Origin of the sequence: Bartonella sp. WD12.1 (assembly GCF_002022415.1) — a bacterium.
Lineage (GTDB): Bacteria > Pseudomonadota > Alphaproteobacteria > Rhizobiales > Rhizobiaceae > Bartonella.
In genome coordinates, this window is sequence record NZ_MUBG01000001.1 from 1,436,982 (window position 1) to 1,462,660 (window position 25,679).

General features: G+C 40.7%; 20 protein-coding genes and 1 pseudogene. 4 read left to right on the plus strand and 17 right to left on the minus strand.

Going from position 1 to position 25,679, the window contains the following annotated elements:
• Positions 1–57 precede the first annotated feature (57 nt).
• The 12 genes and pseudogenes from BWD121_RS06515 to leuS all read right to left on the minus strand — a co-directional run bounded on the left by BWD121_RS06515 (position 58) and on the right by leuS (position 15,561).
• Complete coding sequence (locus BWD121_RS06515; RefSeq protein ID WP_078663842.1) at positions 58–1,038, minus strand: HlyD family secretion protein; 981 nt, start codon at positions 1,036–1,038, stop codon at positions 58–60.
• On the minus strand, positions 1,035–2,711 hold the full coding sequence (locus tag BWD121_RS06520) for an MFS transporter (RefSeq protein WP_078663843.1): 1,677 nt from the start codon (positions 2,709–2,711) through the stop codon (positions 1,035–1,037). The genes BWD121_RS06515 and BWD121_RS06520 overlap by 4 nt, the downstream gene beginning before the upstream one ends.
• A 22-nt stretch (positions 2,712–2,733) precedes the next feature.
• A complete protein-coding gene (gene atpC / locus BWD121_RS06525; protein WP_078663844.1) occupies positions 2,734–3,150 on the minus strand; it encodes an ATP synthase F1 subunit epsilon in 417 nt (138 codons plus the stop codon).
• Between the two features lie 92 nt (positions 3,151–3,242).
• Positions 3,243–4,853, minus strand: coding sequence for a F0F1 ATP synthase subunit beta (atpD, locus tag BWD121_RS06530; RefSeq protein ID WP_078663845.1), 1,611 nt, complete (start codon positions 4,851–4,853; stop codon positions 3,243–3,245).
• Between the two features lie 19 nt (positions 4,854–4,872).
• Positions 4,873–5,783 (minus strand): annotated as a pseudogene (locus BWD121_RS06535) (F0F1 ATP synthase subunit gamma).
• A 24-nt stretch (positions 5,784–5,807) separates the two neighbouring features.
• Positions 5,808–7,343 carry a F0F1 ATP synthase subunit alpha gene (gene atpA, locus BWD121_RS06540; protein ID WP_078663846.1) on the minus strand — a complete coding sequence of 512 codons (1,536 nt, stop codon included), beginning with the start codon at positions 7,341–7,343 and terminating at the stop codon, positions 5,808–5,810.
• Entirely contained in the window at positions 7,343–7,927 is a 585-nt protein-coding gene (locus BWD121_RS06545) for a F0F1 ATP synthase subunit delta (protein WP_078663847.1), read from the minus strand. The genes atpA and BWD121_RS06545 overlap by 1 nt, the downstream gene beginning before the upstream one ends.
• Before the next feature lie 185 nt (positions 7,928–8,112).
• Positions 8,113–8,769, minus strand: coding sequence for a hypothetical protein (locus tag BWD121_RS06550; protein WP_078663848.1), 657 nt, complete (start codon positions 8,767–8,769; stop codon positions 8,113–8,115).
• A 69-nt stretch (positions 8,770–8,838) separates the two neighbouring features.
• Complete coding sequence (locus BWD121_RS06555) at positions 8,839–11,040, minus strand: primosomal protein N' (protein WP_078663849.1); 2,202 nt, start codon at positions 11,038–11,040, stop codon at positions 8,839–8,841.
• 58 nt (positions 11,041–11,098) lie between these two features.
• The gene (locus BWD121_RS08635) at positions 11,099–11,221 is read right to left on the minus strand and encodes a hypothetical protein (protein ID WP_276290828.1); all 123 of its coding nucleotides are present in this window, start codon (positions 11,219–11,221) and stop codon (positions 11,099–11,101) included.
• Between the two features lie 1,108 nt (positions 11,222–12,329).
• Positions 12,330–12,950, minus strand: coding sequence for an LPS assembly lipoprotein LptE (gene lptE / locus BWD121_RS06560; RefSeq protein ID WP_078663850.1), 621 nt, complete (start codon positions 12,948–12,950; stop codon positions 12,330–12,332).
• A complete protein-coding gene (gene leuS / locus BWD121_RS06565) occupies positions 12,937–15,561 on the minus strand; it encodes a leucine--tRNA ligase (RefSeq protein ID WP_078664092.1) in 2,625 nt (874 codons plus the stop codon). Before leuS ends, lptE begins: the two co-directional genes overlap by 14 nt.
• 159 nt (positions 15,562–15,720) lie before the next feature.
• Between leuS and BWD121_RS06570 the strand changes: the two genes are divergently transcribed.
• The 4 genes from BWD121_RS06570 (at position 15,721) to BWD121_RS06585 (ending at position 18,938) form a co-directional block, all read left to right on the plus strand.
• Entirely contained in the window at positions 15,721–16,410 is a 690-nt protein-coding gene (locus BWD121_RS06570; RefSeq protein WP_078663851.1) for a YggS family pyridoxal phosphate-dependent enzyme, read from the plus strand.
• A 219-nt stretch (positions 16,411–16,629) separates the two neighbouring features.
• On the plus strand, positions 16,630–17,289 hold the full coding sequence (gene ftsE / locus BWD121_RS06575; protein ID WP_078663852.1) for a cell division ATP-binding protein FtsE: 660 nt from the start codon (positions 16,630–16,632) through the stop codon (positions 17,287–17,289).
• Positions 17,282–18,256, plus strand: coding sequence for an ABC transporter permease (locus BWD121_RS06580; protein WP_078663853.1), 975 nt, complete (start codon positions 17,282–17,284; stop codon positions 18,254–18,256). Before ftsE ends, BWD121_RS06580 begins: the two co-directional genes overlap by 8 nt.
• Before the next feature lie 4 nt (positions 18,257–18,260).
• On the plus strand, positions 18,261–18,938 hold the full coding sequence (locus BWD121_RS06585) for a YdcF family protein (RefSeq protein WP_078663854.1): 678 nt from the start codon (positions 18,261–18,263) through the stop codon (positions 18,936–18,938).
• A 498-nt stretch (positions 18,939–19,436) separates the two neighbouring features.
• On the opposite strand, the gene BWD121_RS06590 is transcribed toward BWD121_RS06585, so the two are convergent.
• Genes BWD121_RS06590 through BWD121_RS06610 form a run of 5 tightly spaced genes read right to left on the minus strand, consistent with a single transcriptional unit; the run spans position 19,437 to position 25,638 of the window.
• Complete coding sequence (locus tag BWD121_RS06590) at positions 19,437–21,419, minus strand: MacB family efflux pump subunit (protein WP_078663855.1); 1,983 nt, start codon at positions 21,417–21,419, stop codon at positions 19,437–19,439.
• Between the two features lie 3 nt (positions 21,420–21,422).
• Complete coding sequence (locus tag BWD121_RS06595; protein ID WP_078663856.1) at positions 21,423–22,631, minus strand: efflux RND transporter periplasmic adaptor subunit; 1,209 nt, start codon at positions 22,629–22,631, stop codon at positions 21,423–21,425.
• On the minus strand, positions 22,628–24,130 hold the full coding sequence (locus BWD121_RS06600) for an efflux transporter outer membrane subunit (protein WP_078663857.1): 1,503 nt from the start codon (positions 24,128–24,130) through the stop codon (positions 22,628–22,630). The genes BWD121_RS06595 and BWD121_RS06600 overlap by 4 nt, the downstream gene beginning before the upstream one ends.
• Before the next feature lie 57 nt (positions 24,131–24,187).
• Positions 24,188–25,003 carry an exodeoxyribonuclease III gene (locus BWD121_RS06605; RefSeq protein WP_078663858.1) on the minus strand — a complete coding sequence of 272 codons (816 nt, stop codon included), beginning with the start codon at positions 25,001–25,003 and terminating at the stop codon, positions 24,188–24,190.
• Positions 25,003–25,638, minus strand: coding sequence for an outer membrane lipoprotein carrier protein LolA (locus BWD121_RS06610; protein WP_078663859.1), 636 nt, complete (start codon positions 25,636–25,638; stop codon positions 25,003–25,005). The genes BWD121_RS06605 and BWD121_RS06610 overlap by 1 nt, the downstream gene beginning before the upstream one ends.
• Positions 25,639–25,679 lie beyond the last annotated feature (41 nt).

Sequence of the window (25,679 nt, forward strand, 5' to 3'; positions counted from 1 at the left end):
AACAAGCAGTATAAAAATCAAACCCAAAATAAATATCCTTTAGCCTTTTTAAATACGTTACGAAGTATCCACATATGTAACCACTGACATACCAGGAATAAGCCGCTCAGCCCCTATTTGCCCTGGATCTAAAGCAATACGAACTGAAATACGTTGTGCAATTTTAGTAAAATTTCCAATTGCAGTGTTTGTCTTCAACAATGAAAACTCCGAACCTGTCGCAGGGGCAAAACGTACTACACGACCTGTTAACTTTTGATTATTTAGTGCATCAACAAAAAAAACAACAGGCTGTCCAACGCGCATATGAGCAAGCTGTGTTTCTTTATAATTAGCAACAATCCAAATATCATCAGAAATAACAGCCACCAATTGCGTTCCAGGTAAAACATATTGCCCAACCCGCGCTCCAACAAGCCCAACTTGCCCAGCGCAAGGAGAAACAATTTTGGTATGCGCCAAATTAAGCTTTGCCAATTCAACTCCTACTTTTGCCCCAGCAACATCTGACTGTAAGCTTTGTCGTTCAAGATCCAATTGTTTTTGCAATCGTCTCTTTACTTCAAGTGCTGCTAATAATTGTGAAAGAGAAGAAGGTACACGCGCTTCATCAGCTCTTGAATTCTTCTCTCCAGAAGTAACATTTGATAGCTTTTGCAAATGCGCCAATTCTGACTCTGCTGCATCAATTTCTTCTTGCAAAAGCTGAGTTTGTAATAAAACACTTGCAAGCTTTGCATTTTTTGAATCAAAAATTGCTTGCGCTTGAGAAAGTTGTTGTCGAAAAAGAGTATCATCCAATTCAAATAAAACGGTGCCCTTTTCAACTCTTTGATAATCTTGAACATAAATCTGTGTAACCACACCAGAAATCTGTGGGCTTACTAAAGTGACATCCCCTTTAACTGAAGCATTATCGGTTATTTGAATAGTACTCACAAATGGTGGCAGCTTCCAAGCCCACAAAATCAATAAAATTCCAGCAATTCCTGATATAAATGCAACAATTGTCGATTTTGACCGCAATGCCCTTATCATCTTTTTTCACTTTTCTTCACTAAAATTGCCTTATCTTTCCAGGTCGGCTTCACAAAAATAAAAGGGCGTAATTGATAAATAATTTTGACAAGAAAAATAATTAGTACAACCGCTGCAATATAAAAATAAAGCCGAAAAACATCATCATAAGCCAAAATATTTGCTGTCAACTTCAACTGCCCAATCAGATCAGATATGAATTGCCCGCCCCCAACACTATCAGGATTTAAAACATTATAAGAAGACGATAATAAGGCATTTATCTCATGTAAAATAAGAGGATCTGTAACAACAATTTCTTGCTTTAAACACTCAAAATACTTATAGGCAAAAATAAATTGCAGACTCCCAAAAAAAGCCGCACTCATTAACCCTCCTGTCACCTGAGTTAGCAGAAAAATAGCAATAAAGCTTAAAACATAACTGGGGCCTCGTACATTTGCTCTCACAAATCCATTAAACAAAGCAGGAGGTAAGAAAAGTGCATAACCAAAACCTATCAAACCTTGACTCAACATCAAATCCTCTGGGCGCGTTAAGTGATTTACATAACTATCTAAATAAGACCCAAGCGCCAAACAGCTTAAAGACATAAAATAAAAATAGTCTTCACGACCAGCGCGTAAAAAACAGACACAAATCCCACCCCCTAAAAGCGTCCCAATGGTAACGGCAAAATACATCGGCGCCATATCACCATTTAACAAACCAAAAAGACCAAAAAAATCTGCTGCTAAAGTCGACTGCTCCGATAAAAGAATCCTAAAGATTAACAACACCAAAACAACTTGCACCATTTCTTTACTAAACAGCCAACGTAAATCAATCAGTGGGCATTCTCTATTTAACTCAAAAATGGTCGCAATCACTAACGACAAAACTGCAAGAGCAAGCCCCCAACCAATCCATGGTGCTTCATGCCACCAATAAAGCTTACCAACAGACATAATCATTGCATTTAAACCAAGCCCAAATGCAATCAAACTATAACTCACCCAATCGAACTTTCTAATTACTTTGTTACACGCAACAGGCGTAAGCGGAAGAAAAAAGATACACCCCAAACTCATTAAAACAAGCCCCATTTCCATTGCCGAAAGACTAGAAAACCCTCCATTATTTTCCAGCAAATGAGGTGATATCAAACGCGATAAAGGAACCGCCAAAGCTGCATTCATATAATTCAAACTAAGACCAACCGTGAATTTTTTCTCCGGCGCAAAAGCCTCTAACATATATAAAAACGCCAATGAAGCCATCGGGGCTGCAGTAATACCAGCAAAAAAACGAATAATCAGAGCTGAATGTAAATCTGTGACAAATAATTGCAAAACACAGACCAAAACAAATCCAAGAATTGATAATTCAGCAAAAGACCGTAACCCAAATTGATAACGAATCTTAATCAACATAATCGCAACACTGACATTGGGTGCCATATAAGCAGCAACCAACCATGTCGTTTCAGTAAGTGTTGCACGAAAATTACCAGAAAGTTGAAGAATGTTGGACTGAACCATATTTGCCCCTAAGCCATAAGCCCATTGCAAAATAAAAGAGGCAAAAATATAAACAAAACATTTCGGCAAAGGCCCTGCAAAAATAGGACCAGACTGGGAAAGATCCCCTTCACTTTTTCTAGCAGACATAATCGCGCTTTTTTTGCCGTTCATGTCTGCACTCCTTACATTCGCGCTACACCGCTGTTAACACGCCACCAACAGTCGTCAGTTGATGTAAAAATTCCTCCACCGGGTCATTAACCCCATCATTTAAACCCTCTTTTAACGCTGCTCGAACTTTCAAAATCCGTTGTTCAAGTTCATCAAAAGAAAGCTGATCAACAGCAACAACAGCCTCAGCCAAAAGAGAACATCTTGAAGGTGTAATATCCGCAATCCCTCCACAAAGAGCAAACAACTTTTCACCTGAAGATGATAAAACGCGAATACTTCCTGGCATAAGACGAACCATTAAAGGCGCGTGATTGGCCATAACTGTCAAATAGCCTGAAGCTGAAGGAAGAACAACCGATACCACTTGATCTGAAAAAATAAGTTTCTCAGGTGAGACAAGCTCAAACAAAAAACGCTTTGCTCTATTGTTTTCCACAGCAACCTCTTGTCATTTCTACGACGAACATCTTTCACACAATTCTTTTGACATCCGTCGCAGCAATTTCTTTATTTACCACAAAATTCCTCTTATGAAGAAGCTTCTGCCATTAAACGCTTGCCCTTTTCAATTGCTTCATCAATTGAACCAACCATATAAAAAGCTGCTTCTGGTAAATCATCATAATCACCGGCACAAAGATCTTTAAACCCCTTGATGGTGTCTTGTAAAGGTACAAGCTTCCCAGGAGAACCAGTAAAAACTTCAGCCACATGGAAAGGCTGTGAAAGGAAACGCTCAATTTTACGTGCTCGCCCTACCAGAGCCTTATCTTCTTCAGAAAGCTCATCCATTCCAAGAATAGCAATAATGTCCTGCAAAGATTTATAGCGCTGCAAAATTGTCTGGACTTGACAAGCAACAGCATAATGCTCCTCACCAACCACCATTGGATCCAACATGCGTGAAGAAGAATCGAGCGGATCCACCGCTGGATAAATACCTTTCTCAGCAATCGCACGAGAAAGAACTGTTGTCGCATCCAAGTGTGCAAAAGATGTCGCAGGTGCCGGGTCAGTCAAATCATCAGCAGGAACATAAATGGCCTGAACAGACGTAATAGAACCTGTTTTAGTACTGGTAATACGTTCTTGCAACGCCCCCATCTCTGTTGCCAAAGTTGGTTGATACCCCACAGCAGAAGGAATACGCCCTAAAAGAGCTGAAACCTCTGAACCTGCCTGTGTAAAACGAAACATATTATCCACAAAGAAAAGAACATCCTGACCTTCATCACGAAAACTTTCCGCAACCGTCAACCCTGAAAGTGCAACACGTGCACGTGCTCCCGGTGGTTCATTCATCTGCCCATAAACAAGTGCACATTTTGACCCTGCAGCAGAACCCTTATTGTCTTTAGGGTTCACATTCACACGACTTTCGATCATTTCGTAATAAAGATCATTACCCTCACGTGTACGCTCCCCCACACCTGCAAACACGGAATAACCACCATGCGCCTTTGCAATATTGTTGATTAATTCCATAATCAACACAGTTTTACCAACACCAGCACCACCAAACAAACCAATTTTACCACCCTTGGCATAAGGCGCTAAAAGATCAACAACTTTAATACCCGTAACAAGAATCTCTGACTCTGTTGATTGTTCAACATATTCAGGAGCTTCTTGGTGAATTGAACGCGTTTTAGTCGCAACAATTGGACCAGCATTATCAACCGGTTCCCCAATCACATTCATAATACGCCCAAGTGTGGCCTCTCCAACAGGAACGCAAATCTGTGCTCCTGTATCAAAAACCTTTTGCCCGCGCACAAGACCATCTGTCGTATCCATCGCAATGGTACGAACCGTGTTCTCACCTAAATGCTGTGCCACTTCCAAAACAAGCCGGTTTCCCATATTCTCAGTTTCTAATGCATTAAGAATATTGGGCAATTCTCCCTCAAACTGTACATCAACAATAGCCCCAATCACCTGCCTAATTTCACCAACTGCTCCCTTGCCACGAACAGGCTTAGAAGTACTAACAGACTTAGAAGAAGTACGCGTAAGATTACCAGAACTCTTAGAACTCCCTTGAGACTTCGAGGCGGCTTTTTTTACGCCTGAACGAGCGGCTGATTTCTTTTCTTCAGCTTTTGGTGCTCCCTTTTTTGACGTCACTGCTTTTACCATCAATCCCTACCTTCTCAATTTAAAGCGCTTCAGCGCCCGCAATAATTTCAACTAACTCTGTGGTAATCTGCGCCTGACGCTGACGATTATAAGTCACTGTCAATTTATTAATCATCTCACCGGCATTGCGCGATGCATTATCCATAGCACTCATTTTTGCACCCATTTCACCCGCGACATTTTCAAGCAAAGCACGAAAAATTTGCGCAGAAAGATTACGTAAAACAAGTGTCTCTAGAAGAGAAGCTGCATCAGGCTCATAACTATAAACAGCCGATTGCAAAGCTTCCCCCTTACCCCCTTCTCACAAACACCAACTTCTCCAACAGAACATTTTTGAACAACAGATGGAATTAAACCCAAAGCTGTTGGACGCTGGTTAATCACAGAAACAAATTCAGAGTAAAAAAGCGTACATACATCAAAAGCACCCTCATTGAATAAATCAATAATGCGCTCACCAATTCTTTTTGCATCTGCAAAACCTATAGATTTTACACAACGTAAATCAATATGGTCAATCATCAGAGCTTTAAAATCACGGCGCAAAATATCAGCACCTTTTTTACCCACAGTTAAAATTTTAACTTTTTTACCCTTAGAGAGAAGAACGTGAATATGCTCACGTGCACAACGAGCAATATGCGCATTAAAAGCACCACACAAACCGCGCTCAGCCGTGCAAACCACCAAAAGATGCACATCATCGCGGCCCGTGCCACGCATTAAAAGCGGCGCATCAACCCCATCAACATTAGCGCTAACATTTGCCAAAACATGAGCCATACGCTGAGCATAAGGTCGCGCAGCCAAAGCCGCCTCTTGTGCACGGTGCAATTTTGTGGCTGCAACCATTTGCATGGCTTTAGTAATCTTTTGCGTTGCCTTAACCGAGGCAATACGGTCTCTTAAAGTCTTCAGCGATGCCATTCAAACATTCCATCAATCCGTGTTTTAAGAAAAATTCTTTTTGTAAGCATCAAGAACATCAACCAATTTACCTTTTAGAGCATCCGTAAGTTGCTTTTGATCACCAATCGCATCCAAAAGATCTGGATAATCTCTACGTAAAAGCGCCAACAACCCCTGCTCAAATCGACCAACATCACAAACAGCCAATGAATCAAGATAACCATTCACACCAGCAAAAATCACAACAACCTGCTCTTGTATTTTAAGTGGTGAAAATTGCTTTTGCTTTAAAAGCTCAACCAAACGAGCACCACGATTTAAAAGACGTTGTGTTGATGCATCTAAATCTGAACCAAACTGTGCAAAAGCTGCCATTTCACGATATTGTGCTAATTCACCCTTGATCGAGCCAGCAACTTGTTTCATCGCCTTAATTTGTGCAGCAGAACCAACACGTGACACAGAAAGACCAACGTTAATAGCAGGGCGTATTCCCTGATAAAATAAATTGGTTTCTAGAAAAATCTGACCATCTGTAATCGAAATAACATTAGTCGGAATATAGGCAGAAACGTCATTGGCCTGTGTCTCAATCACTGGCAAAGCAGTCAAAGACCCAGCCCCATGGTCGCCATTAAGCTTTGCAGCTCGCTCTAAAAGACGAGAATGAAGATAGAAAACATCCCCCGGGTATGCTTCACGACCAGGTGGGCGACGAAGCAAAAGAGACATTTGGCGGTAAGCCACAGCCTGTTTTGAAAGATCATCATAGCCAATCAAAGCATGCTGACCATTATCTCGGAAGTATTCCCCCATAGCACAACCCGCAAGAGGTGCAATAAACTGCATTGGCGCCGGATCAGAAGCTGTAGCTGCCACAATAATCGAATAGTCAAGAGCCCCACGCTCTTCTAAAACTTTAACAAATTGCGCAACCGTTGAACGCTTTTGACCAACAGCCACATAAATACAATAAACTTTATCCTGATCATGCTCAGCGCCTTTTTCATGGAAAGGCTTTTGATTCAAAAATGCATCAAGCAAAATTGCTGTTTTACCTGTTTGACGATCACCAATCACCAACTCACGCTGACCACGTCCAATGGGAACTAACGCATCAATAGCCTTCAACCCTGTCACCATCGGTTCATGCACCGACTGACGTGGAATAATACCAGGGGCTTTCACATCCACCCGGCGACGATGCGGCGTCTGAATAGGCCCTTTTCCATCAAGGGGGTTGCCCAATGCATCCACAACACGCCCGAGCAAAGCCGGCCCCACAGGAACATCAATAATAGACCCAAGCCGTTTAACGCAATCACCCTCACGAATATCGCGATCTGACCCAAAAATCACCACCCCGACATTATCCATTTCCAAATTAAGTGCCATACCACGCACACCATTTGAAAAGGAAACCATTTCACCCGCTTGGACATTATCCAAACCATAAACGCGAGCGATACCATTACCTACAGACAAAACCCACCCAATTTCTGAAACTTCAGCTTTTTGGTCAAAGTTCTTTATTTGCTCTTTTAGGATTTTTGAAATTTCAGACGGTCTAATATCCATCAGCTGACCTCTTTTTTCAATGCAAGCTTAAGCGAAGACAATTTCCCCTCAAGAGAGGCATCAATCTGACATGACCCCAAGCGGACAATAAGCCCACCCAAAATCGTCGAATCGACAGATAAGCGTAGTGAAATTTTTCTCCCAACAACACCTTCCAAAGCCACGCGTAACCCCTTTTGTTGATGCTCATCCAACGGATGTGCAGAAATAATATGTGCCGATGCTTCCCCACGAAACGAAGCAACACAACACTGAAAAGCACGTAAAATATCAGACAAAGCAAAAAGTCGACGATTTTCTACAATAACACGCAAAAAATTGCGCATAATTTGACTTGCCCCTTTGTCAGAAAACCTAAAACTCTCACAAATAGAATCAAGCGTTTGAACCTGTTCTTTTGTTGAAAAAAATGGGCTTTGTATTAAGCGCTTTAAATCTGTATTGCGATCTAAAATATCCAAAAAAGATGTAAATGCCTTTTCGAAATCTTTTACATAGCCTGCTTCTTGAACCAAATCAAAAAGCGCTTGCGCATAACGTCGGCTCGCTAATGGCAACGGCATACGAGAAAATGAATTCGACACGAAACCTCGCCTCTTTCCTTTTAGCGATTCTTTAATCTTGATCAAACAAAATGGATCAAATATCTCAAATTTTAAGAATCTTCTTCTTGAAATTCAGAATGAACAAATTTCTTCACTCCTAGCATAGACACAATCGACTCGCAACACCACAAAGCAATGCTTTTTGAAAATTTTAAATGAAATATTTACAATGCCCCTGAAAATTGCTCTTCTAACTCGCTATCAGGTCCACATTTTTCTCTCAAGCCCTGTTTGATATCTTCAGACATATTTTTCAACTGGTCCATATGATTCATATCTGCATCATGAAAAGTATCAAACACTAAAGCAGCAATATCAGCCCCAAACTTAGACAACAATACATCTATTTTTAAATTTTCATCTGTCAAAAAAGCTTCCACCACATCTGCAGAAAGGTTGAGTATATGAGCCTTTTCCATCAATTTACGATGGGTGTGCAAATGCTCTAAAATTTGTGCTGTCATCACACCCTTCCTCTTTGTTCCATTAAGACTCAGCTCCTTATTAAAAGCCATAATATTGTGCTCAAGCACACTGTCATAAAAGGCTGCATATTGATAAATCAATTGGCGTGAATACGCCACGGGAAAACCACAAAGAGACTGCATCGTTTGTTGTGGAGAAGTAATCATTGGTTGAAAAATTTTTTCGCTTTCTTTCATTAAGCGATAGGCAAAAACAAAAACTGTTGCGTCAATGCTTTGCATTTCTTTTGTTTCATTGCTTTTAATCACATCTGTAACCGATGACAGGATAACCGATGACTGTACTCCTACTCCTCCTAAAAGCCAAGCAACAATAAAAACCACAAACCTCATCATCTTATTCAAAACTATCCTCTCTCAAACAATATTTTTAACAAACGCATTTACTTTTTATTGCTTTATTTTTTAAAGAAAACTCTGCGGATCAATATCAATTTGAACTTGAACTGAACCAGGTCTTTTGGGTGCATTTGCAATCATTGCACGAATAAACCCTTGCATATCAAACGAGCGCTGCCCATGCAGCAAAAGCCGAAAACGATATCGCCCACGCACAAGTGCCAGTTGTGCTTCTGCTGGCCCCATCAGCGAAACACCCTGCACTGTTGGCGCAACCCGGCGCAACGCACGTGCATAATTTTCTGCAGCTTTACGCTCTTTTGAAGATACAATTAAAGATGCAAGCCGTCCATAAGGTGGTAGATGATAATGCTGGCGTGTGGCAATCTCGCGCGTATAAAAATTCTCGCGCTGTTGAGAAAGCAATGCTTGTATGACCGGATGATCTGGTTGATAAGTTTGCAACAATCCTAAACTTTCCAACCCCATACGCCCAGCCCTTCCTGTAACCTGAGACAAAAGCTGAAAAGTGCGTTCACTTGCCCGCAAATCACCATTAGCAAGACCAAGATCTGCATCAATCACTCCAACCAGAGAAAGACCAGGGAAATGATGCCCCTTAGCCACCAACTGTGTTCCAATAATAATATCCACATCCTTGTTTGTAATTGCTTCCAATTCTCGTCGCAACTGACCTATTCCACCTTTTAAATCTGTTGATAAAATAAGCAAACGCGCCTGTGGGAAAAGTTCGCGTACCTCCTCTGCAATCCTTTCCACCCCCGGGCCACAAGCAACAAGATGATCAAGCGTACCACATTCAGGACACGCCTCTGGAATAGGCTCATAATAACCACAATGATGACATTTAAGTTGACCATACAAACGGTGTTCAACCAACCAACTTGAGCAATTGATACAATGAAAACGATGCCCACAAATCCGACACAGCGTTAAAGGTGCATAACCCCGCCTGTTGAGAAAAAGAAGAGCCTGCTCTCCTTTCTCCATAGTTTGTCTTAAAGCATGTTCGAGAACAGAAGAAATAAAACGCCCTTTTTCTACCCCCCCTTTGCGCATATCCACCACTTGTAAGTGTGGCAGTGCAGCTGCCTGGAAACGCGAGGACAAAGCAACCCGCTGATAACGCCCCCACAAAACATTGACCTGGCTTTCAATTGAAGGTGTTGCCGAAGATAAAATAATAGGGCACTTTTCAAAAGAACCCCGTGCAACAGCCATATCACGCGCATGATAAAAAACACGTTCTTCTTGTTTGTAAGAACCATCATGTTCTTCATCAACAACAATTAAACCAAGATCTTGAAATGGCAAAAAAAGTGTTGAACGCGCACCCGCAACAACCCGCACTTGCCCTTCTGCAACTTGGCGCCACACACGTTCACGACGACGCGGTGTTAAATCTGAATGCCACTCAACCGCTGGTGTTCCAAAACGTGCATGAAAACGATCTAAAAACTGCTGTGTCAAAGCAATTTCTGGTAATAAAATCAAAACCTGCTTACCACATGTTAGTGCTTGAGCCACAGCTTCAAAATAAACTTCCGTCTTACCTGCCCCAGTAACCCCATCAAGCAAAAAAACCTGAAATTGAGCAGACAAAACACCTTCTCGCAGAAGAGCTGCTGCCGATTTTTGTTCCTCCTCCAAAACAGGCACACAAAAATCAGGATCCGGCATTGCCACAAGTGGAAGAGCTGGCATCATCACTTCTTCAAAAACCCCAAGCCCTTTTAACCCCTCAACAACAGAGACAGAAGTCCCTGCTGCCCGTGCAAGACCAGAGTGTGTCCACACCAATCCCTCACGTGCCACCTCCAAAACCCGTGAACGCGCTGGTGTTAAACGACCAACATCGCCCCCACAATAACGCAAACCTAAAGTTTGTGCTTCTGGCTCTAATGCTGTTGGTACACGTAAAACTAATCGTGCAACAAAACCAAAAGGCGTCATTGTATAGTGACTGACAAAACGCAAAAATGCGATCATTTCAGCCTTTAATGGTGGACAATCAAAAACATGCGTAATCAAGCGCAGTTTTTCACGCGCTATAGGAACATGTCCCTGCCCATCTTGATCTTCTGTCTGCTCATCAACGGCTACCACAAAACCGCAAACCTCACGCCCCATCACAGGAACACGAACAAAAGACCCAATCTCTACCCTCATAGAAGGAGGGACCTCATAGCTATAAGCATGGGGCACAGGAAGTGGCACCAAAACCGAAACAATCTTTACCTCTGTCACGTTTGATTTCCCCTTCTATACGAGCACTTTCTTGGCATTGCATTGAGTTTAACAACTCTTATCTTACTTTACTATTCTTCCTTGTCGTTCCCCCATACCAACAATAATCAACCAATATCCCCATTCTATCCTCACCCAAGCCACCAGCCTTGCCACTCAAAACAACCTTTCTTAAAATCATCAACCTCACCACTTCACTCAATCCCTCAAATCACCCCCTCTTCTGCACACCCCTTTTAAAGCCATTACTCTACCCCTAATCTCTCAAAGTCATTACAACCTTGCCCCACACACGAAACCTTACAAGGTTATTAAACACTTTATCTTCTACTTTTTCTGTGGCACAAATTCCATAGCTCACTATATAAAAATCAACCAACCTGCCTATCCTATTTGATTGCACTTAAACAAGTGCCCATAAAACAGAGACAAAGTGAAATCATCACAAGCTCTCAATGAAGAATTTTTTAAAAATCATGAAAGAGATTGGAAATGAAATTTTTTGTGGATAGCACCAACACTGAAGAGATCGAAGAACTACACTCTTTATTTACATAAAGTGCACCATCACCAATCCCTCTTTTATTTTAAAATCCAACGGCCACTCTTTTAGATGGTATCAAAATAACACCAAAACAATTTGTGCTCTCATTAAAAGGCCTACCTTCCTTCTAAAATCACCGCAACGAAACTTGAAACCATCATGAAAGAAGCTGCCATTTCAACAAAAATTGCAGACACTAATCTTCCAAACCTCCTTTAATATCTATATCAAACCTCCCTTAATATTTGATAGATTAAAAACCTATAAAACACGTACAATACAAAAATTTCAAACAAATCTGACCTTATTTTGCACCATGCAAAAGGTTTTTGCGCCATGCAAACTTTGGTTTTCTATAAAATCAGAAACAACCTTTACCTCTCCCCTTTACTTCTACCTCCCCCTTTTCAGAATACTCAATAATTATACAATCAATGCTTAGAAGCTGCTTTTATGAAATTTGCACCACTCAATAGATAAATGATATAAAAGATAAATGATACAAACTTAAATCATCCCCATTTGCACTATTTCTAACATTATTCATCATATCAAAAAGCAACATCAAGCGATGCAGATATAACCATGACCACCTTTTATCAGAAATAATTTTGCGCTCAAAACACCTTATAATTAATAAAGAGATCACAAATATTTTGAATCAATTGGTATTTTTGAGCCCCCTTGGGTAAAAACCAACTAAGCTTTAAGCGCTTTTCATACAAGAGTTTATTCATACAAGCGCTTAAAGTTTTGCAAGGTCCTTTGAAAGCAACATAAAAATCTGCTCAGCCAACTCTTCAGCTACACGCTTTTGCGCATTTTCTTCAGCTTGCACCGTCGCATATTCTTGACGAAGCCGGTCAAAAGATGCACTCATGGCTCCTTTACCTTTAGCAACAACAACATTGTTCATATCTCTTAATATATAAGAAACCCTGCTTATCACTGTCCCAACGGAAGAACGCCCCACTCCATCTGGATCTTCATAAATCTCTACTTGCACAGATGTGTGTGTATCAACCGATGTGTGTAACGATAATTGATAAACCGGAACTGAAGGCTTGCTTCCATTCCCATACATAAGAAATAGTAAACGATTGCGGACCATCTGGCTAAAACGATCTGAAGGTTCCTCAACAACAATTGTAGCAAATTTTGCAGCAAGATCTGAAGAAACCACACCTGAATGCTTTTCATGCAAGGCAACACCATCCGATTGTGACCCCACCTGCTGCCCCATTTGTGATCCTACCTGCTTCCCCCCTTGAACCTTTTGACGATAAAGGGGCTCAACGCTACACCCATAAAGAAGCATGAACAAACAAGCAAAACCAGCACAAAACACCCACTTAAATAACGACATTGATAATCCTTTGTGGAACAATAATAATTTTCTTCACTGACTTTTCTGCCAACTGCGCTTTAACACATTCAAGAGCCAAAACTGCCTCTTCAATTTCTTCTTTATTGGCTGTCACACAAAGGGTGATATCACTGCGTTTTTTACCATTAATCTGCACCGGCAAAGTAATAAACTCTTCAACTGTCAATGCAGGGTCAAAAACAGGCCAGGAAAGTTCACAAATCAGTGTTTTTCCCCCAAAGGCAGCATGACATTCTTCTGCCAAATGCGGCATTATAGGTGCAATCATTGCAAAGAAAAAATCCATTGCTTGGCGCAAAGCTGATTTCACCTCATCATCAATATTCTCCACCTTATTTAAAAATGGTGTCATCGTATTTAATAATTCATAAAGGCGTGCAACTGCCCGATTAAAGGCAAGCTTTTCTAAATCATCCTCCACAGCACAAAGCGTACGATGTGCTGCTTTTGAAAGCACCAAAGCCTCACCTTGACAACCTGTGCGCGGCTCAACTTCCTTTAAAACTGAGGCACTCAAAGCCACACAGCGCCAAATGCGTTGCACAAAGCGATGCGCTCCTTCAATTCCCGCTTCTGTCCAAATAACATCACGCTCAGGAGGAGAATCAGACAACATAAACCAGCGCACCGTATCTGCCCCATAAGAAGCAATAATATCATCAGGATCAATGATATTTTTTTTTGATTTCGACATCTTTTCAATTGAACCAATCGTCACATGACTTTGATCAGTCAATTTATAAGCCTGGCGCTTCCCATCCTTTTCAACAATTGAAATCTCCACTGGTGCAACCCACCCTTGTTCATCTCGGTAGGTTTCATGAACAACCATGCCTTGCGTAAACAACCCTTCAAAGGGCTCATCCACACTAACATGGCCAGCAAGCTTCATCGCACGCATAAAAAAACGCGCATATAAAAGATGTAAAATCGCATGTTCAATACCACCAATATATTGCTGAACAGGCAACCACTGTGCAGTTTTTTGACTGTCTGTTGGTTCTTGTGCTTGAGGTGCGATAAAACGCGCATAATACCAAGAAGAATCCACAAATGTATCCATTGTATCGGTTTCGCGTTTTGCCAACTGGCCACAAGAAGGGCAAGTCACCTCTTGCCATTTTTCATGGCGTGTAAGAGGATTGCCAGGCTTATCAAAAGTCACATCATCAGGCAAGACAACCGGTAAATCAGCGCGTGCTACAGGAACCACCCCGCAAGTAGCACAATGAACCATAGGAATAGGACAACCCCAATACCGTTGGCGCGAAATTCCCCAATCACGCAATCGAAACTGTACAGCTCTCTGCCCCTGAGGCTGACCATTTAAGATCTGTTCTTCAAGGCGTTTAGCAACTACTTCAAAAGCCTCCCTCACCGTAAGACCATTCAAAAAGTCTGAATTAATCATGACTCCTTCACCACTGTAAGCTGTGTCAGAAATCGTAAAATCCTTGGCATCAGCATCTTTTGGTAAAACTACCGCTCGTACAGGAAGATCATATTTACGTGCAAAATCTAAATCTCTTTGATCATGAGCAGGACACCCAAAAATAGCACCTGTTCCATAATCCATGAATACAAAATTAGCGACATAGATAGGAATACGCACCGTTGCATCAAATGGATGAACAGCCAAAAGTTTTGTGCGAAATCCTTGTTTTTCAGCTGTTTCAAGTGCTGCAGTTGTCGTGCTACCACACCGACAATTTTCAATAAAAGCAGCAAGTTCTTTGTCTTGTTGTGCAAGTGTCTGTGCAATCGGATGATCTATAGAAAGTGCTAAAAAAGATGCTCCAAATAAAGTATCTGGGCGGGTTGAATAACACACAACCTCATCAAATGCTTGGCATATATCATTAGTAACATTTGTCTTATCTAAAGCCCAACCAATCAAAAGCCCTTGTGACTTACCAATCCAGTTTTTTTGCATAATGCGGACTTTTTCTGGCCATTTATCAAGCCTTTCAAGCCCTGCTAACAAATCTTCACTAAAATCACTGATTTTAAAAAACCACTGCGTCAATTCTCGCTGTTCAACCAAAGCACCAGAACGCCAACCTCTTCCATCCACAACCTGCTCATTGGCTAAAACTGTGTGATCAACAGGGTCCCAATTCACCTTGGCCACTTTACGTGCAATCAGTCCCTTTTCATAAAGGTCAAGGAAGATCATTTGTTGACGATGATAATATTCCACATCGCACGTTGCAAATTCACGCGACCAATCTAAAGAAAGCCCCAACTGCTTTAATTGCCCACGCATAACTGCAATATTTTGATAGGTCCAAACTTTTGGATGCACCTTATTTTGCATAGCAGCATTTTCAGCTGGCATACCAAAAGCATCCCACCCCATGGGGTGCAGCACATTAAACCCTTTCGCACGTTTATAACGTGCAACAACATCTCCCATGGTATAATTGCGCACATGTCCCATATGAATGCGCCCTGAAGGATAGGGAAACATTTCTAAAACGTAATATTTCTCACGCCCATCATCATGAGAGGTTTGAAAAATTTTTTTCTCATCCCAAACTGCTTGCCATTGTTGTTCGCGTGCACGTGGATTATAGCGCTCAATTGTCATTCCCATTATACTCTTTATACTTTTTACAAAATTAAACCAAAAAGCTTTGTAAATGCTTCACCATGGATTAAAGCTATCGTCAACCTCTTCAATAGAAATTTTAAAAGCTTTTATAAACAATGGCTCAAGACTTTAAACAAAAAACAGGAACAAAAAAACATGAGCACACTCAATGCTTCCTCCATTAATACTATTGATGCGTGGAAAAATCTTCAACAAGACATTGGCGCAACATGTAAAGACTATCACCAATCATTAGAAAGTGTTGAGTTCATTGCTGTTTCAAAAACTGTTACTGCAGAACAAATTGTTCCACTGTTACAAGCAGGTCAATTGCTCTTTGGTGAAAACCGTGTACAAGAAGCCGCACAAAAATGGCCTCATCTACGAGAGCAATTTGAAGCCATAAAACTCCATCTTATCGGCCCCCTACAATCCAATAAAGTAGTAGAAGCTGTCAAAATTTTTGATGTTATTCAAACTGTCGACCGTGAAAAAATAGCTCAAAAATTATCTGAAGAAATGCACAGACAAAAAAAGTATCTTCCCTGTTATGTCCAAGTCAATATCGGATTAGAACCACAAAAAAGCGGCATAGCACCACAAGAAGTAGCCGATTTTGTAAGCTTGTGTAAAAATCAATATGGGCTTGATATTATAGGGCTCATGGCCATTCCACCCGTTGAAGAAAATCCTGGCCCCTATTTTGCCCTTTTAGCTAAACTTGCAAAAAAAGCCGGTGTTCCAAAACTGTCTATGGGCATGTCAAATGACTTTAAAACCGCTCTTCAATTTGGTGCAAATGTCCTTCGGATTGGCACAGCTTTGTTTGGGCAACGTCCACTCTAAATACCCTCTAAACACTCTTTTGCTTAAAAACTACATACTCCTCTTTCCAAAAGGCAGCTTATATATTTCACCTTAAATCACTAATTAATTAAAAAGAATGACACAGAGAACATTTAAAGAACAAAGAACATTGAGTGTAAAAACTGAAAAAACTTGAAACTATTATAAAAAAAGTCAATGATAATAGCTTAAATTCAAAAGCAAAAGTGGTAACTCAAAGTGATTCGTTTTGAAAATGTCGGTTTGCGCTATGGGATGGGGCCTGAAATCCTCCATGACATAAGTTTTCACATTCCGCATGGATCATTTCAGTTTTTAACTGGAGCATCGGGAGCGGGTAAAACATCCTTGATGCGTCTTATGTTTCTAGCACTCAGACCAACGCGCGGTCATATTGATTTATTCGGAAATGATACAGCCTTACTTAAACGACAAGAGCTTCCTGCTTTACGCCAACGCATTGGTGTCGTCTTTCAAGATTTTCGCTTGCTTGATCATATGACAACTTATGAAAATGTTGCATTGCCTCTACGCATTAAAGGGCAAGAAGAAGCAACATATCGCAGTGAAGTAGAAGATCTCTTACAGTGGGTTGGTCTTGGAAACCATATTCACGCCTTACCACCCGTTCTTTCAGGTGGAGAAAAGCAAAGGGTAGCAATTGCACGTGCGCTCATTGATCAACCTGAAATCCTTCTTGCTGATGAACCCACAGGAAATGTTGATCCACCTTTAGCAAAACGCCTTTTGCGCTTATTTATTGAATTAAACCGTTTTGGAACAGCTGTCGTCATTGCCACCCATGATGTCACATTGATGGAACAAGTCGCAGCACGACGTATGATTCTTCATAATGGACGGATGACAATTTATGACTAAGTCTTTCCCCATTTTTCGCATTCAAAAATCAATTTTTATACGCAATAAAACAACTAAAACTGCTATTATTCCCAATGACAATATTTCTGGAAAAGCTTTGGTTGTTGTGATCGCTATTATGACATTTCTTGCAAGCTTAACATTAAGCAGTGTTGATTTAGTGCACAAAGCTGCTCACAATTGGAGTGCTCAAATTAGCTATGAAGCAACAATTCACATACAGCCTGTTGAAAATGTCGATATTGAGCAAGCTCTGCACAATGCAGTTCAATTAGTCACCACATTTCACGGTGTGAAAGAAGCAAAAATTGTTGATCAAACAGCCACTGAAAAATTGCTTGAACCATGGCTTGGATCAGGCTTAACTTTGAGCAAATTACCCATCCCCCGGCTCATTATTGTCACTTTAAACAAGAACGAAAAAGCCGACTTTCACGCCATCAGCCAAGCCATAAAAACACATATCCCAGGTGGCCAGTTTGATGACCATCGCTTCTGGGTTAATCGTTTTGCGACAATGGCACAAACAACTGTCCTTATCGGCTTTTCAATTTTAGCGCTGGTTTTAAGCTCTCTTATGCTCACACTTATCTTTGCAACACGCAACGCTTTGGCAGAAAATTCTCATATTATCAATGTCTTATATTTCCTGGGCACTGAAACCCATTTCATCGCCAAACAATTTGATTGGCATTTTTTCAAAACAGCACTGCGTGGTGCATTGTATGGTGGCGTGACAAGCGCGCTAATCTTTAGTGCTTTTTTCTTCTGGATAAACAATAACCTTGGCACAGCACAAAGCAGTCAAATCACCGCCTTGTTTGGACATTTCTCGATAAATCTTGCCACTTATGGAAAAATTCTTATCCTTATTCTTTTTGTGTCCCTTCTCACCACACTAACAAGCCGGATTACTATTTTAGCACAACTTAAAAAAATTGATCAGCACGAAAACGGTTTATTTTAGTGTCATGCTCCACAATTCACCTCATTCTCAACTACCATCACACAACAATCCGCAAAAGTGCTGCATTGCAAAATCCACCTCAAGTGTCCTACGGTTTTATAAACGTTTTTCACGCTATGTGCCATTAACAGTTCTTGCTCTTTTCGTCACAATTTTACTCATTGGTGCTACATTTGTTACTTTCTCGGAAAAAATTGAGCACTTAAACCCTCCGACCTCCTTGCCACAAGCAGATGCAATCATTGTCCTTACAGGTGGAGAAAACCGAATAAAAACAGGGGTTGATCTCTTGCAAAAAGGGCTTGGCTCTCGACTATTGATCAGCGGAGTCAACGCAACAATTGACCTTAATAAACTGATTGACGCCACACATACCAATCCGCATCTTTTAGCCTCTCGTGTTGATTTTGGATATGAAGCAACCAATACCAAAGGCAATGCTCAAGAAAGCGCCACCTGGATCAAAAAACACAATTATAAGACAGTTTATATTGTCACGCATGATTATCATATGGTGCGCTCTTTGCTCGAACTTAAATATTTAATGCCCCATATACATTTCATTGCATATCCCATTAAAGAGAATACAACAGGTAGTTGGATCAAACAAATCAATCAAATGCGTATTCTTGTTTCTGAATATATTAAAAACATTGGAGTATACATCAGAACCGCGTTTTGATTTTCACATATCACTTCACTTGATTTTACTTGTCATAAATTTTTTTAATTTAAAAAACTTAAGCTCTTGCTTTTATCTCAAATCACACAAGACTCTTCTTCTTATACCCCATTATACCTTTGTGCTATCTATAAGCACGGTTTTATATCCTAATTTTTTTGACAAATATCAAACATCCCCCCTCTTATTAACTTAGTTCAAAGACCCTTATAAGCTAATCAGTACAGCCATACCCTTTATGCACATTCATATTTTGCTGTTATAAATCTTGCAAAATACAAGAAACCTTCCAAATTTTAAGGTCAATTAAAAACACGCGAAAATAATAAACACTCAACCAAACAGTATTAACTAAATCCCATTATCCCTTAATCATATGCAAAAAGCCAAACTATAAAACTCAACGCAACATCATCAGCTTCATGTTCACCAAAACACACCCATCAACACTATTACAAACCTATTATGACAACTACAATTCTTCTTTAGATTGACCTCTCAATCACGTGCCAGAGCAATCACAGGATCAAGCTGTGAAGCCTTGCGTGCTGGAAAAAAACCAAAACACACTCCAATAAAGGCTGAAAAAACAAAGGCTATAACGATTGAATTTATCGTATAAACCAATTGAATAGGTAGAGACAACAGCGAAAACAAGCTGCCAACAGAAAGCCCTAAAAGAATCCCAAAACTCCCACCAATTGCACACATCAAAACTGCTTCGATTAGAAATTGTTGTAAAATATCACTCTGACGTGCACCAACCGCCATGCGCACGCCAATCTCACTGATCCGTTCAGAAACAGTCACAAGCATAATATTCATCACCCCAATGCCCCCCACAATCAGTGAAATTGCTGCAATTGAAGTCACTAAAAGCGTTAAAATCTGTGTACTCTGCATAAGACGTTGACGAAACGATTCCGAATTTCTAATGAAAAAATCTTCCTGACCATGTCGCGCAATTAAAAAACGTCGTACTTCAGTTTCTGCTAATTTTGAATCGACATCATCAGCAATTTTTACAGTAATTGCACGAACAATTGTGGTTCCAAGAAAACGGGTTTGCACAGCAGTATAAGGTAAATAAACCTGGAGTGTATTTGATACACCTGCCTCATTGTTTGAAGCCACAACACCAATAATACGCGCAGGCACCTTACCCACACGCACCACCTTCCCAACAGGACTTTCATGACTATGAGGAAAAAGAGAAGCAATGGCTTCCTTTTCAATCACCAAATCAACTGCTCGATCGCGTACACTTTGTCGATTAAACAATTGTCCTTCAACAACACTAAACCCATGTGTCTTAAAAAATTGTTCTCCCACACCAACAACCACAGCACTGGCCTCAATACCCCCGTAATAAACTGTTGAACTCACTGAAATCTGAGGTGTTACACCATCAACATAAGGTAGTCCCGATAACGCTTGAGCATCATCTTCAACCAAACTTGTTATCTTGTCTGCTAGTGGATCAGAAAAACTCTTACCCGGTAAAATTGTTAATATATTTGTGCCCAAACTCTTAAAATTTTCAAGAATTTTCTTTTGGGTCCCATTACCCAAAGACACCATCGCAATAACTGACGCAATACCAATAATCACCCCAAGCATTGTTAAAAAAGTCCGCATCCTGTGTGCATTCATTGCAAACAAAGCCATAGTAAATGCTTCATAGAAACGATCTATAAAAGAACGAAAAACCCCAAGCCGTTGATGATCTTTTAGATCTTGCCCCTCATGAAGAAGTCCAATATCACTTCTTACCTTTTTAACTTTTGATACATTATCGGAAATAATTTCCCCATCACTAATCTCAATAATGCGCTGTGCCCTTTGAGCTATATCTAAATCATGAGTCACAATAACAATGGTGCGCCCTTCTTGATGAAGCTCGTCTAAAATACGTAAAACTTCTTGGCCACTGTGTTTATCTAGTGCACCTGTTGGTTCATCTGCAAGAATAACATCAGCATCATTCATTAAGGCACGAGCAATCGACACACGTTGTTGTTGACCGCCTGAAAGCTGATTAGGGCGATGGTTCATGCGCTCACCCATCCCTAAACGTGTCAAAAGACTTTGTGCTCGCTTTCTTCGTATTGCCGATGCACACCGCGCATAAATGGCTGGCATTTCAACATTCCCAAGAGCTGTCAATTCATGCAACAAATGATAACGCTGAAAAATAAATCCAAAATGATTGCGCCGTAAAGCTGACAAGTCATCTGCTGAAAGTGAAGCTATCTCTTTTCCTGAAACCCAATAACGCCCCCCACTTGGTCGATCAAGGCAACCTAAAATATTCATCAACGTGGATTTTCCTGAACCAGAAGCCCCTACAATAGCTACCATTTCACCACGCTTAATAGTTAAATTAATATTTTTTAAAATAGGAACCAGCGTTTCACCTGCACGAAATTCGCGCGTAATATTTTCCAAGACAAGGACAGCATCTGTCTGCTTTGTTTCCATGTTTTAGATCTCGTCTTCGCTTTGCCAATCGGTATCTTCTAAGATCAATCCACCGCTTGAACCGGTAATGACTACATCACCCTCATTTAATCCTGAAACAACCTCAGCCATCACCTTATTATTGAGCCCAATAGTCACCTGTTTTGCAACCACCTTATTTTTACCAACCAAAAGCCGAACCCACGCTTTATGTTTTTTTGTCTCATCATGTAAAGCATCACTTGGCACTAACAACACATTGCGAGAACGCCCTAAGATAATATGAACTTGAGCCGTCATATAAGTGCGCAAAAAATTGTCTTTATTGTCCACATGTACAAGCCCATTATAATAGATAGCTGATGATGCTAAAGCACTACTCCCTCCAGACATCTCGGGGTGAATGCTAATATCATTACGAATAGCTTCAGGTGCAGGCTCTATCGTTTCTAATATCCCATTATAACGGCGCTGTGAATCACCAAAAATCGTGAAATAAAGTGCTTGTCCAGCGTGAACTTTCAAAATATCAGCTTCTGAAATTTGCGCTTTCACTGTCATTTTTGACAAATCCCCTAAAATAACAATTGTTGGCACTGACTGAACTGCATTAACATTTTGTCCCTCTTCAACAACCGTTGCTAAAACCGTTCCTGATGAAGGCGCTGTTATCCGCGTATAGCTTAAATTAACCTCTGCACTTTTAACATCAATTTGTGCTTGCACAATTTGTTCTCGAAGCTGAGCAATCTGAGCTTCACGTATTTTTACTTGTATCATTGCTTCATCAAAGTTAGCACGTGAAACCGCCTGTGCTTTGACCATATCTTTTTGACGTGCCAAATTTTTCTGCGCTAAAGTAAGGTGAGCTTCTTGTTCTACTAAACTGGCATAATAATGAGACAAAACAGCTTTTTTCCTTTTCAGATCATTTTCCTGATCTGTGGGATCAATCTCTGCCAATAAATCTCCCTCTTTCACAACACTACCAGGAGAAACATGCACCGCAATGACACGCCCTGTCGCGCGTGCACCAACAGCAACAAGCCGATAAGGGCGCACAATACCAGAAGCTAAAACACTTTCTTCAATATCACCACGTTTCACCACTGCTGTGATATAAGCCTGGGTGGAATTTCCAAAAAAAAGAATACGGATAAACCCTAAAAACACGACAAGAAAAGCCACAATGCATAAAATAAGCTTTTTGCGTTTCATGTTGTATTTCATCATAATTGAACTTTTTCTCCCTCATTTACTCTCACCTGTAAACCCGTCACTCTATCCACTATTTCCGGGCGTGAAACATCAACCACACCATCCCAACCACCACCTAATGCTTTCATCAAAGCAATATACTGTAAAGCTACACTAACACAGCTATTTTTAAGCGCCATTTGCGCAGAATAATATGAACGACGCGCATCTAAAAACTCAAAGAAACTAATATTCCCATTCTCAAAAAGGAGCTGGGAAAGCTTTAATGAACGCAAAGCAGCTGCATTTGCAACTGTCAGCTTTTCTAAACGCTGATGTTCCTTATAAAGTCTCACCAGCGCATTTTCTACATCTTCTAAAGCACCTAACACTTCTGCACGGTAAGTAATAAACGCTTGATCACGCTGTGCACGCGCCACTTCAACCGATGCTGCTCTCTGCCCTCCATCAAAAAAAGGAAAATTAAGACCAGGCCCAAAAGACCACCCAATAGTTGAATTTTTTCCCAAATGGCCAATCTGTGTTGCTACTGTTGAAATACGGCCCGTTAAGGTGAGCGACGGATAAAGATCTGCCTCGCGCTGACCAATGCGCGCTGTAGCTTGGGCATATTGGCGCTCTGCACGTCGTAAATCTGGACGCGTTAACAAAATATCAGCTGGAATTCCTGCAGGTATCGGCCATTGTGATTGTGGAATTGCCCCTTCTTTTTTAGCACTCTTTTGCAAAAAAACCTCTAAAGCTGTAGGAACACGACCAGTCAACACAGAAAGACGATGAATGCTCATCGCTAAATTAGCTTCCATCTGAAATATATCGGCCTCTGTGTTAGCCATTTGTGCTTGCGCATTTGAAAAATCAAGTTCTGAAGCCTCACCAGCTGCCAATTTAGTACGCATAAGTTCAAAAGTTTTTCGCTGCGACACAACAATCTGGCGTGCAATCAACAGTTTTTGTTGCCAACCACGCATCTCCACATAATTTGTTGCCACATCTCCCAACAATGTTACCATTGTTGCTCGCATATCTTCTACAGCACTATCAAGACCATAACGAGCCGCCTCAACTGCTCGCTTATGACCCCCAAAAAGATCAAGCTCCCAGCTGGCATCAAAACCACCACGATATTGACTTAAAAGTACATCAGGCTGTTCAGAAAAACGATTGCCCGAAATTAAACTAGACACACTTGGTGCAAGATACCCCGCTACTTGCCCCACACTGGCACGTGCTTCACGAACACGTGCTTTTGCAACAGCAACGTTATTATTGCCAGATATCGCATCATCGATTAACTCATCTAAAACAGGATCATTGAAACGCCGCCACCATCCCGCAAGTGCAACTGGATGGTCAGATATTTGAGCAGACCGCTTCCCCCAAACTGCTGGAACACTGAAAGATGTCTTATGATAATCAGGGCCAACAGCACATCCTGACAACATCAAAAATACACAAAGGAAACTATAGTAAAGATTCTTTGAAGCAATCCACTTTAAAGTACTTATCCGCATCCGCCCTCCTTGCGTGGTCTTCAAATCAACTTAGCTATGTTCCTTCAAGCATTTATTTCAAACTTCACGTGAAAAATCAAATACTGTCTGTACTGGAACGTGATCAGAAGGTTGAGGTTCCCCCCGTGCAGTACGAAAAATCGAAAGATCATCCATAAAAGGCGCTAAATCTGGTGAAGACCAAATATGATCAAGCCGCCGCCCACGGTCAGAAAGAGCAAAATCGCGTGCACGATAACTCCACCAGGTATAAAGCTTAGCAGGAACTGGAAATTTAATGCGCATCAAATCAACCCATCCCCCTTCACGGCATAATGCTTGTAAACGCTCTGTTTCAACCGGTGTATGACTGACAACATTCAATAATTTCTTATGAGACCACACATCATCTTCTAAAGGAGCAATATTTAAATCACCCAGCAAAATAGAAGATAAACCATCACCCTGATCAGCTCGGATAGAAGACATTTCGTCCAAAAAATCCAACTTATGACGAAATTTTTCATTCACATTAACATCAGGCTCATCACCCCCAGCAGGAACATAAAAATTATGAATCCGAATTGTCCTACCACAGGAGTGAACAATCACTGAAAGATAACGGCTTTCTTCCTTTTGACAAAAAAAATGCTTTTCAACATCAAACAAAGGCAAACGCGAAACAATTGCCACACCATGGTAAGATTTTTGACCACTTAGTGCAATATGCTCATAACCTGCTGCTTCAAAAGCCTCACGTGGGAATAAATGATCTGGACATTTAGTTTCTTGTAAACACAAAATATCTGGAGCAAAAAGATCCAAATACCCAAGAACTTGTGCAAGGCGTAAACGAATAGAATTAATATTCCAAGTAGCGATACGAAAAAACATCAATTTCCATTCCGATTGCGCGATACTGCAATATTTTTATAAGGAATCGTAAACATTCCATCAGCAAACCGAATCCCCGTGCGCACGTTCATAATTTGAACTGTTGTTTCTAAATTCTGCTGATCAACAACCGTCCACTGGCGCAAACTATAGTCTTTAGAATCAAAAATCATTCTTATTTGCCCTTTGCCAATGCTTTTATCATGCAAAACAATCGTTATCACCCCAGGATCTTCACGAAGCGCTAATAAATTCTTCGATGATATATTAATTTCATCATCCAATAAAAATTTCATCGGTGTTTGAGAAAGTTGATAAAAGTTCCAAGTATTGAGCGCACGATTGTTCACACCCACTATTTTGCCATCCGCTATAATCTGCAAAGGTACCCCTTTATAACCAAAACGAATCTTACCAGGACGCTCTAAATAAAATGTTCCTTCAGTCATTTTGCCCTTTGGGCTAAACTGAATAAAATCCCCTGTCATCGTTTTAATTTCCGAAAAATGACTAGCTATAGCCTGAGCCCGCGCTACCTGACGAGATGACTGCGCAAAAGAAGGCACAGCCAACAGCACACAAACAATAAAACCAAAAACAATAAATGCTCTTCTTGATGATAAATAATATGTCATCACACAGACAACGCTCCTAATCGCTTAAAATAACACATGCT

What these genes read in the sequence shown, in the direction of transcription:
- BWD121_RS08635 (WP_276290828.1), bottom strand. Translation starts at nt 11,221, where the DNA reads ATGATTTTAAGAAAGGTTGTTTTGAGTGGCAAGGCTGGTGGCTTGGGT.
- BWD121_RS06570 (WP_078663851.1), top strand. Translation starts at nt 15,721, where the DNA reads ATGAGCACACTCAATGCTTCCTCCATTAATACTATTGATGCGTGGAAA.
- atpA (WP_078663846.1), bottom strand. Translation starts at nt 7,343, where the DNA reads ATGGATATTAGACCGTCTGAAATTTCAAAAATCCTAAAAGAGCAAATA.
- BWD121_RS06610 (WP_078663859.1), bottom strand. Translation starts at nt 25,638, where the DNA reads ATGACATATTATTTATCATCAAGAAGAGCATTTATTGTTTTTGGTTTT.
- BWD121_RS06590 (WP_078663855.1), bottom strand. Translation starts at nt 21,419, where the DNA reads ATGGAAACAAAGCAGACAGATGCTGTCCTTGTCTTGGAAAATATTACG.
- BWD121_RS06580 (WP_078663853.1), top strand. Translation starts at nt 17,282, where the DNA reads ATGACTAAGTCTTTCCCCATTTTTCGCATTCAAAAATCAATTTTTATA.
- atpD (WP_078663845.1), bottom strand. Translation starts at nt 4,853, where the DNA reads ATGGTAAAAGCAGTGACGTCAAAAAAGGGAGCACCAAAAGCTGAAGAA.
- BWD121_RS06515 (WP_078663842.1), bottom strand. Translation starts at nt 1,038, where the DNA reads ATGATAAGGGCATTGCGGTCAAAATCGACAATTGTTGCATTTATATCA.
- lptE (WP_078663850.1), bottom strand. Translation starts at nt 12,950, where the DNA reads ATGTCGTTATTTAAGTGGGTGTTTTGTGCTGGTTTTGCTTGTTTGTTC.
- BWD121_RS06605 (WP_078663858.1), bottom strand. Translation starts at nt 25,003, where the DNA reads ATGTTTTTTCGTATCGCTACTTGGAATATTAATTCTATTCGTTTACGC.
- BWD121_RS06550 (WP_078663848.1), bottom strand. Translation starts at nt 8,769, where the DNA reads ATGATGAGGTTTGTGGTTTTTATTGTTGCTTGGCTTTTAGGAGGAGTA.
- BWD121_RS06600 (WP_078663857.1), bottom strand. Translation starts at nt 24,130, where the DNA reads ATGCGGATAAGTACTTTAAAGTGGATTGCTTCAAAGAATCTTTACTAT.
- BWD121_RS06585 (WP_078663854.1), top strand. Translation starts at nt 18,261, where the DNA reads ATGCTCCACAATTCACCTCATTCTCAACTACCATCACACAACAATCCG.
- BWD121_RS06520 (WP_078663843.1), bottom strand. Translation starts at nt 2,711, where the DNA reads ATGAACGGCAAAAAAAGCGCGATTATGTCTGCTAGAAAAAGTGAAGGG.
- leuS (WP_078664092.1), bottom strand. Translation starts at nt 15,561, where the DNA reads ATGACAATTGAGCGCTATAATCCACGTGCACGCGAACAACAATGGCAA.
- BWD121_RS06595 (WP_078663856.1), bottom strand. Translation starts at nt 22,631, where the DNA reads ATGATGAAATACAACATGAAACGCAAAAAGCTTATTTTATGCATTGTG.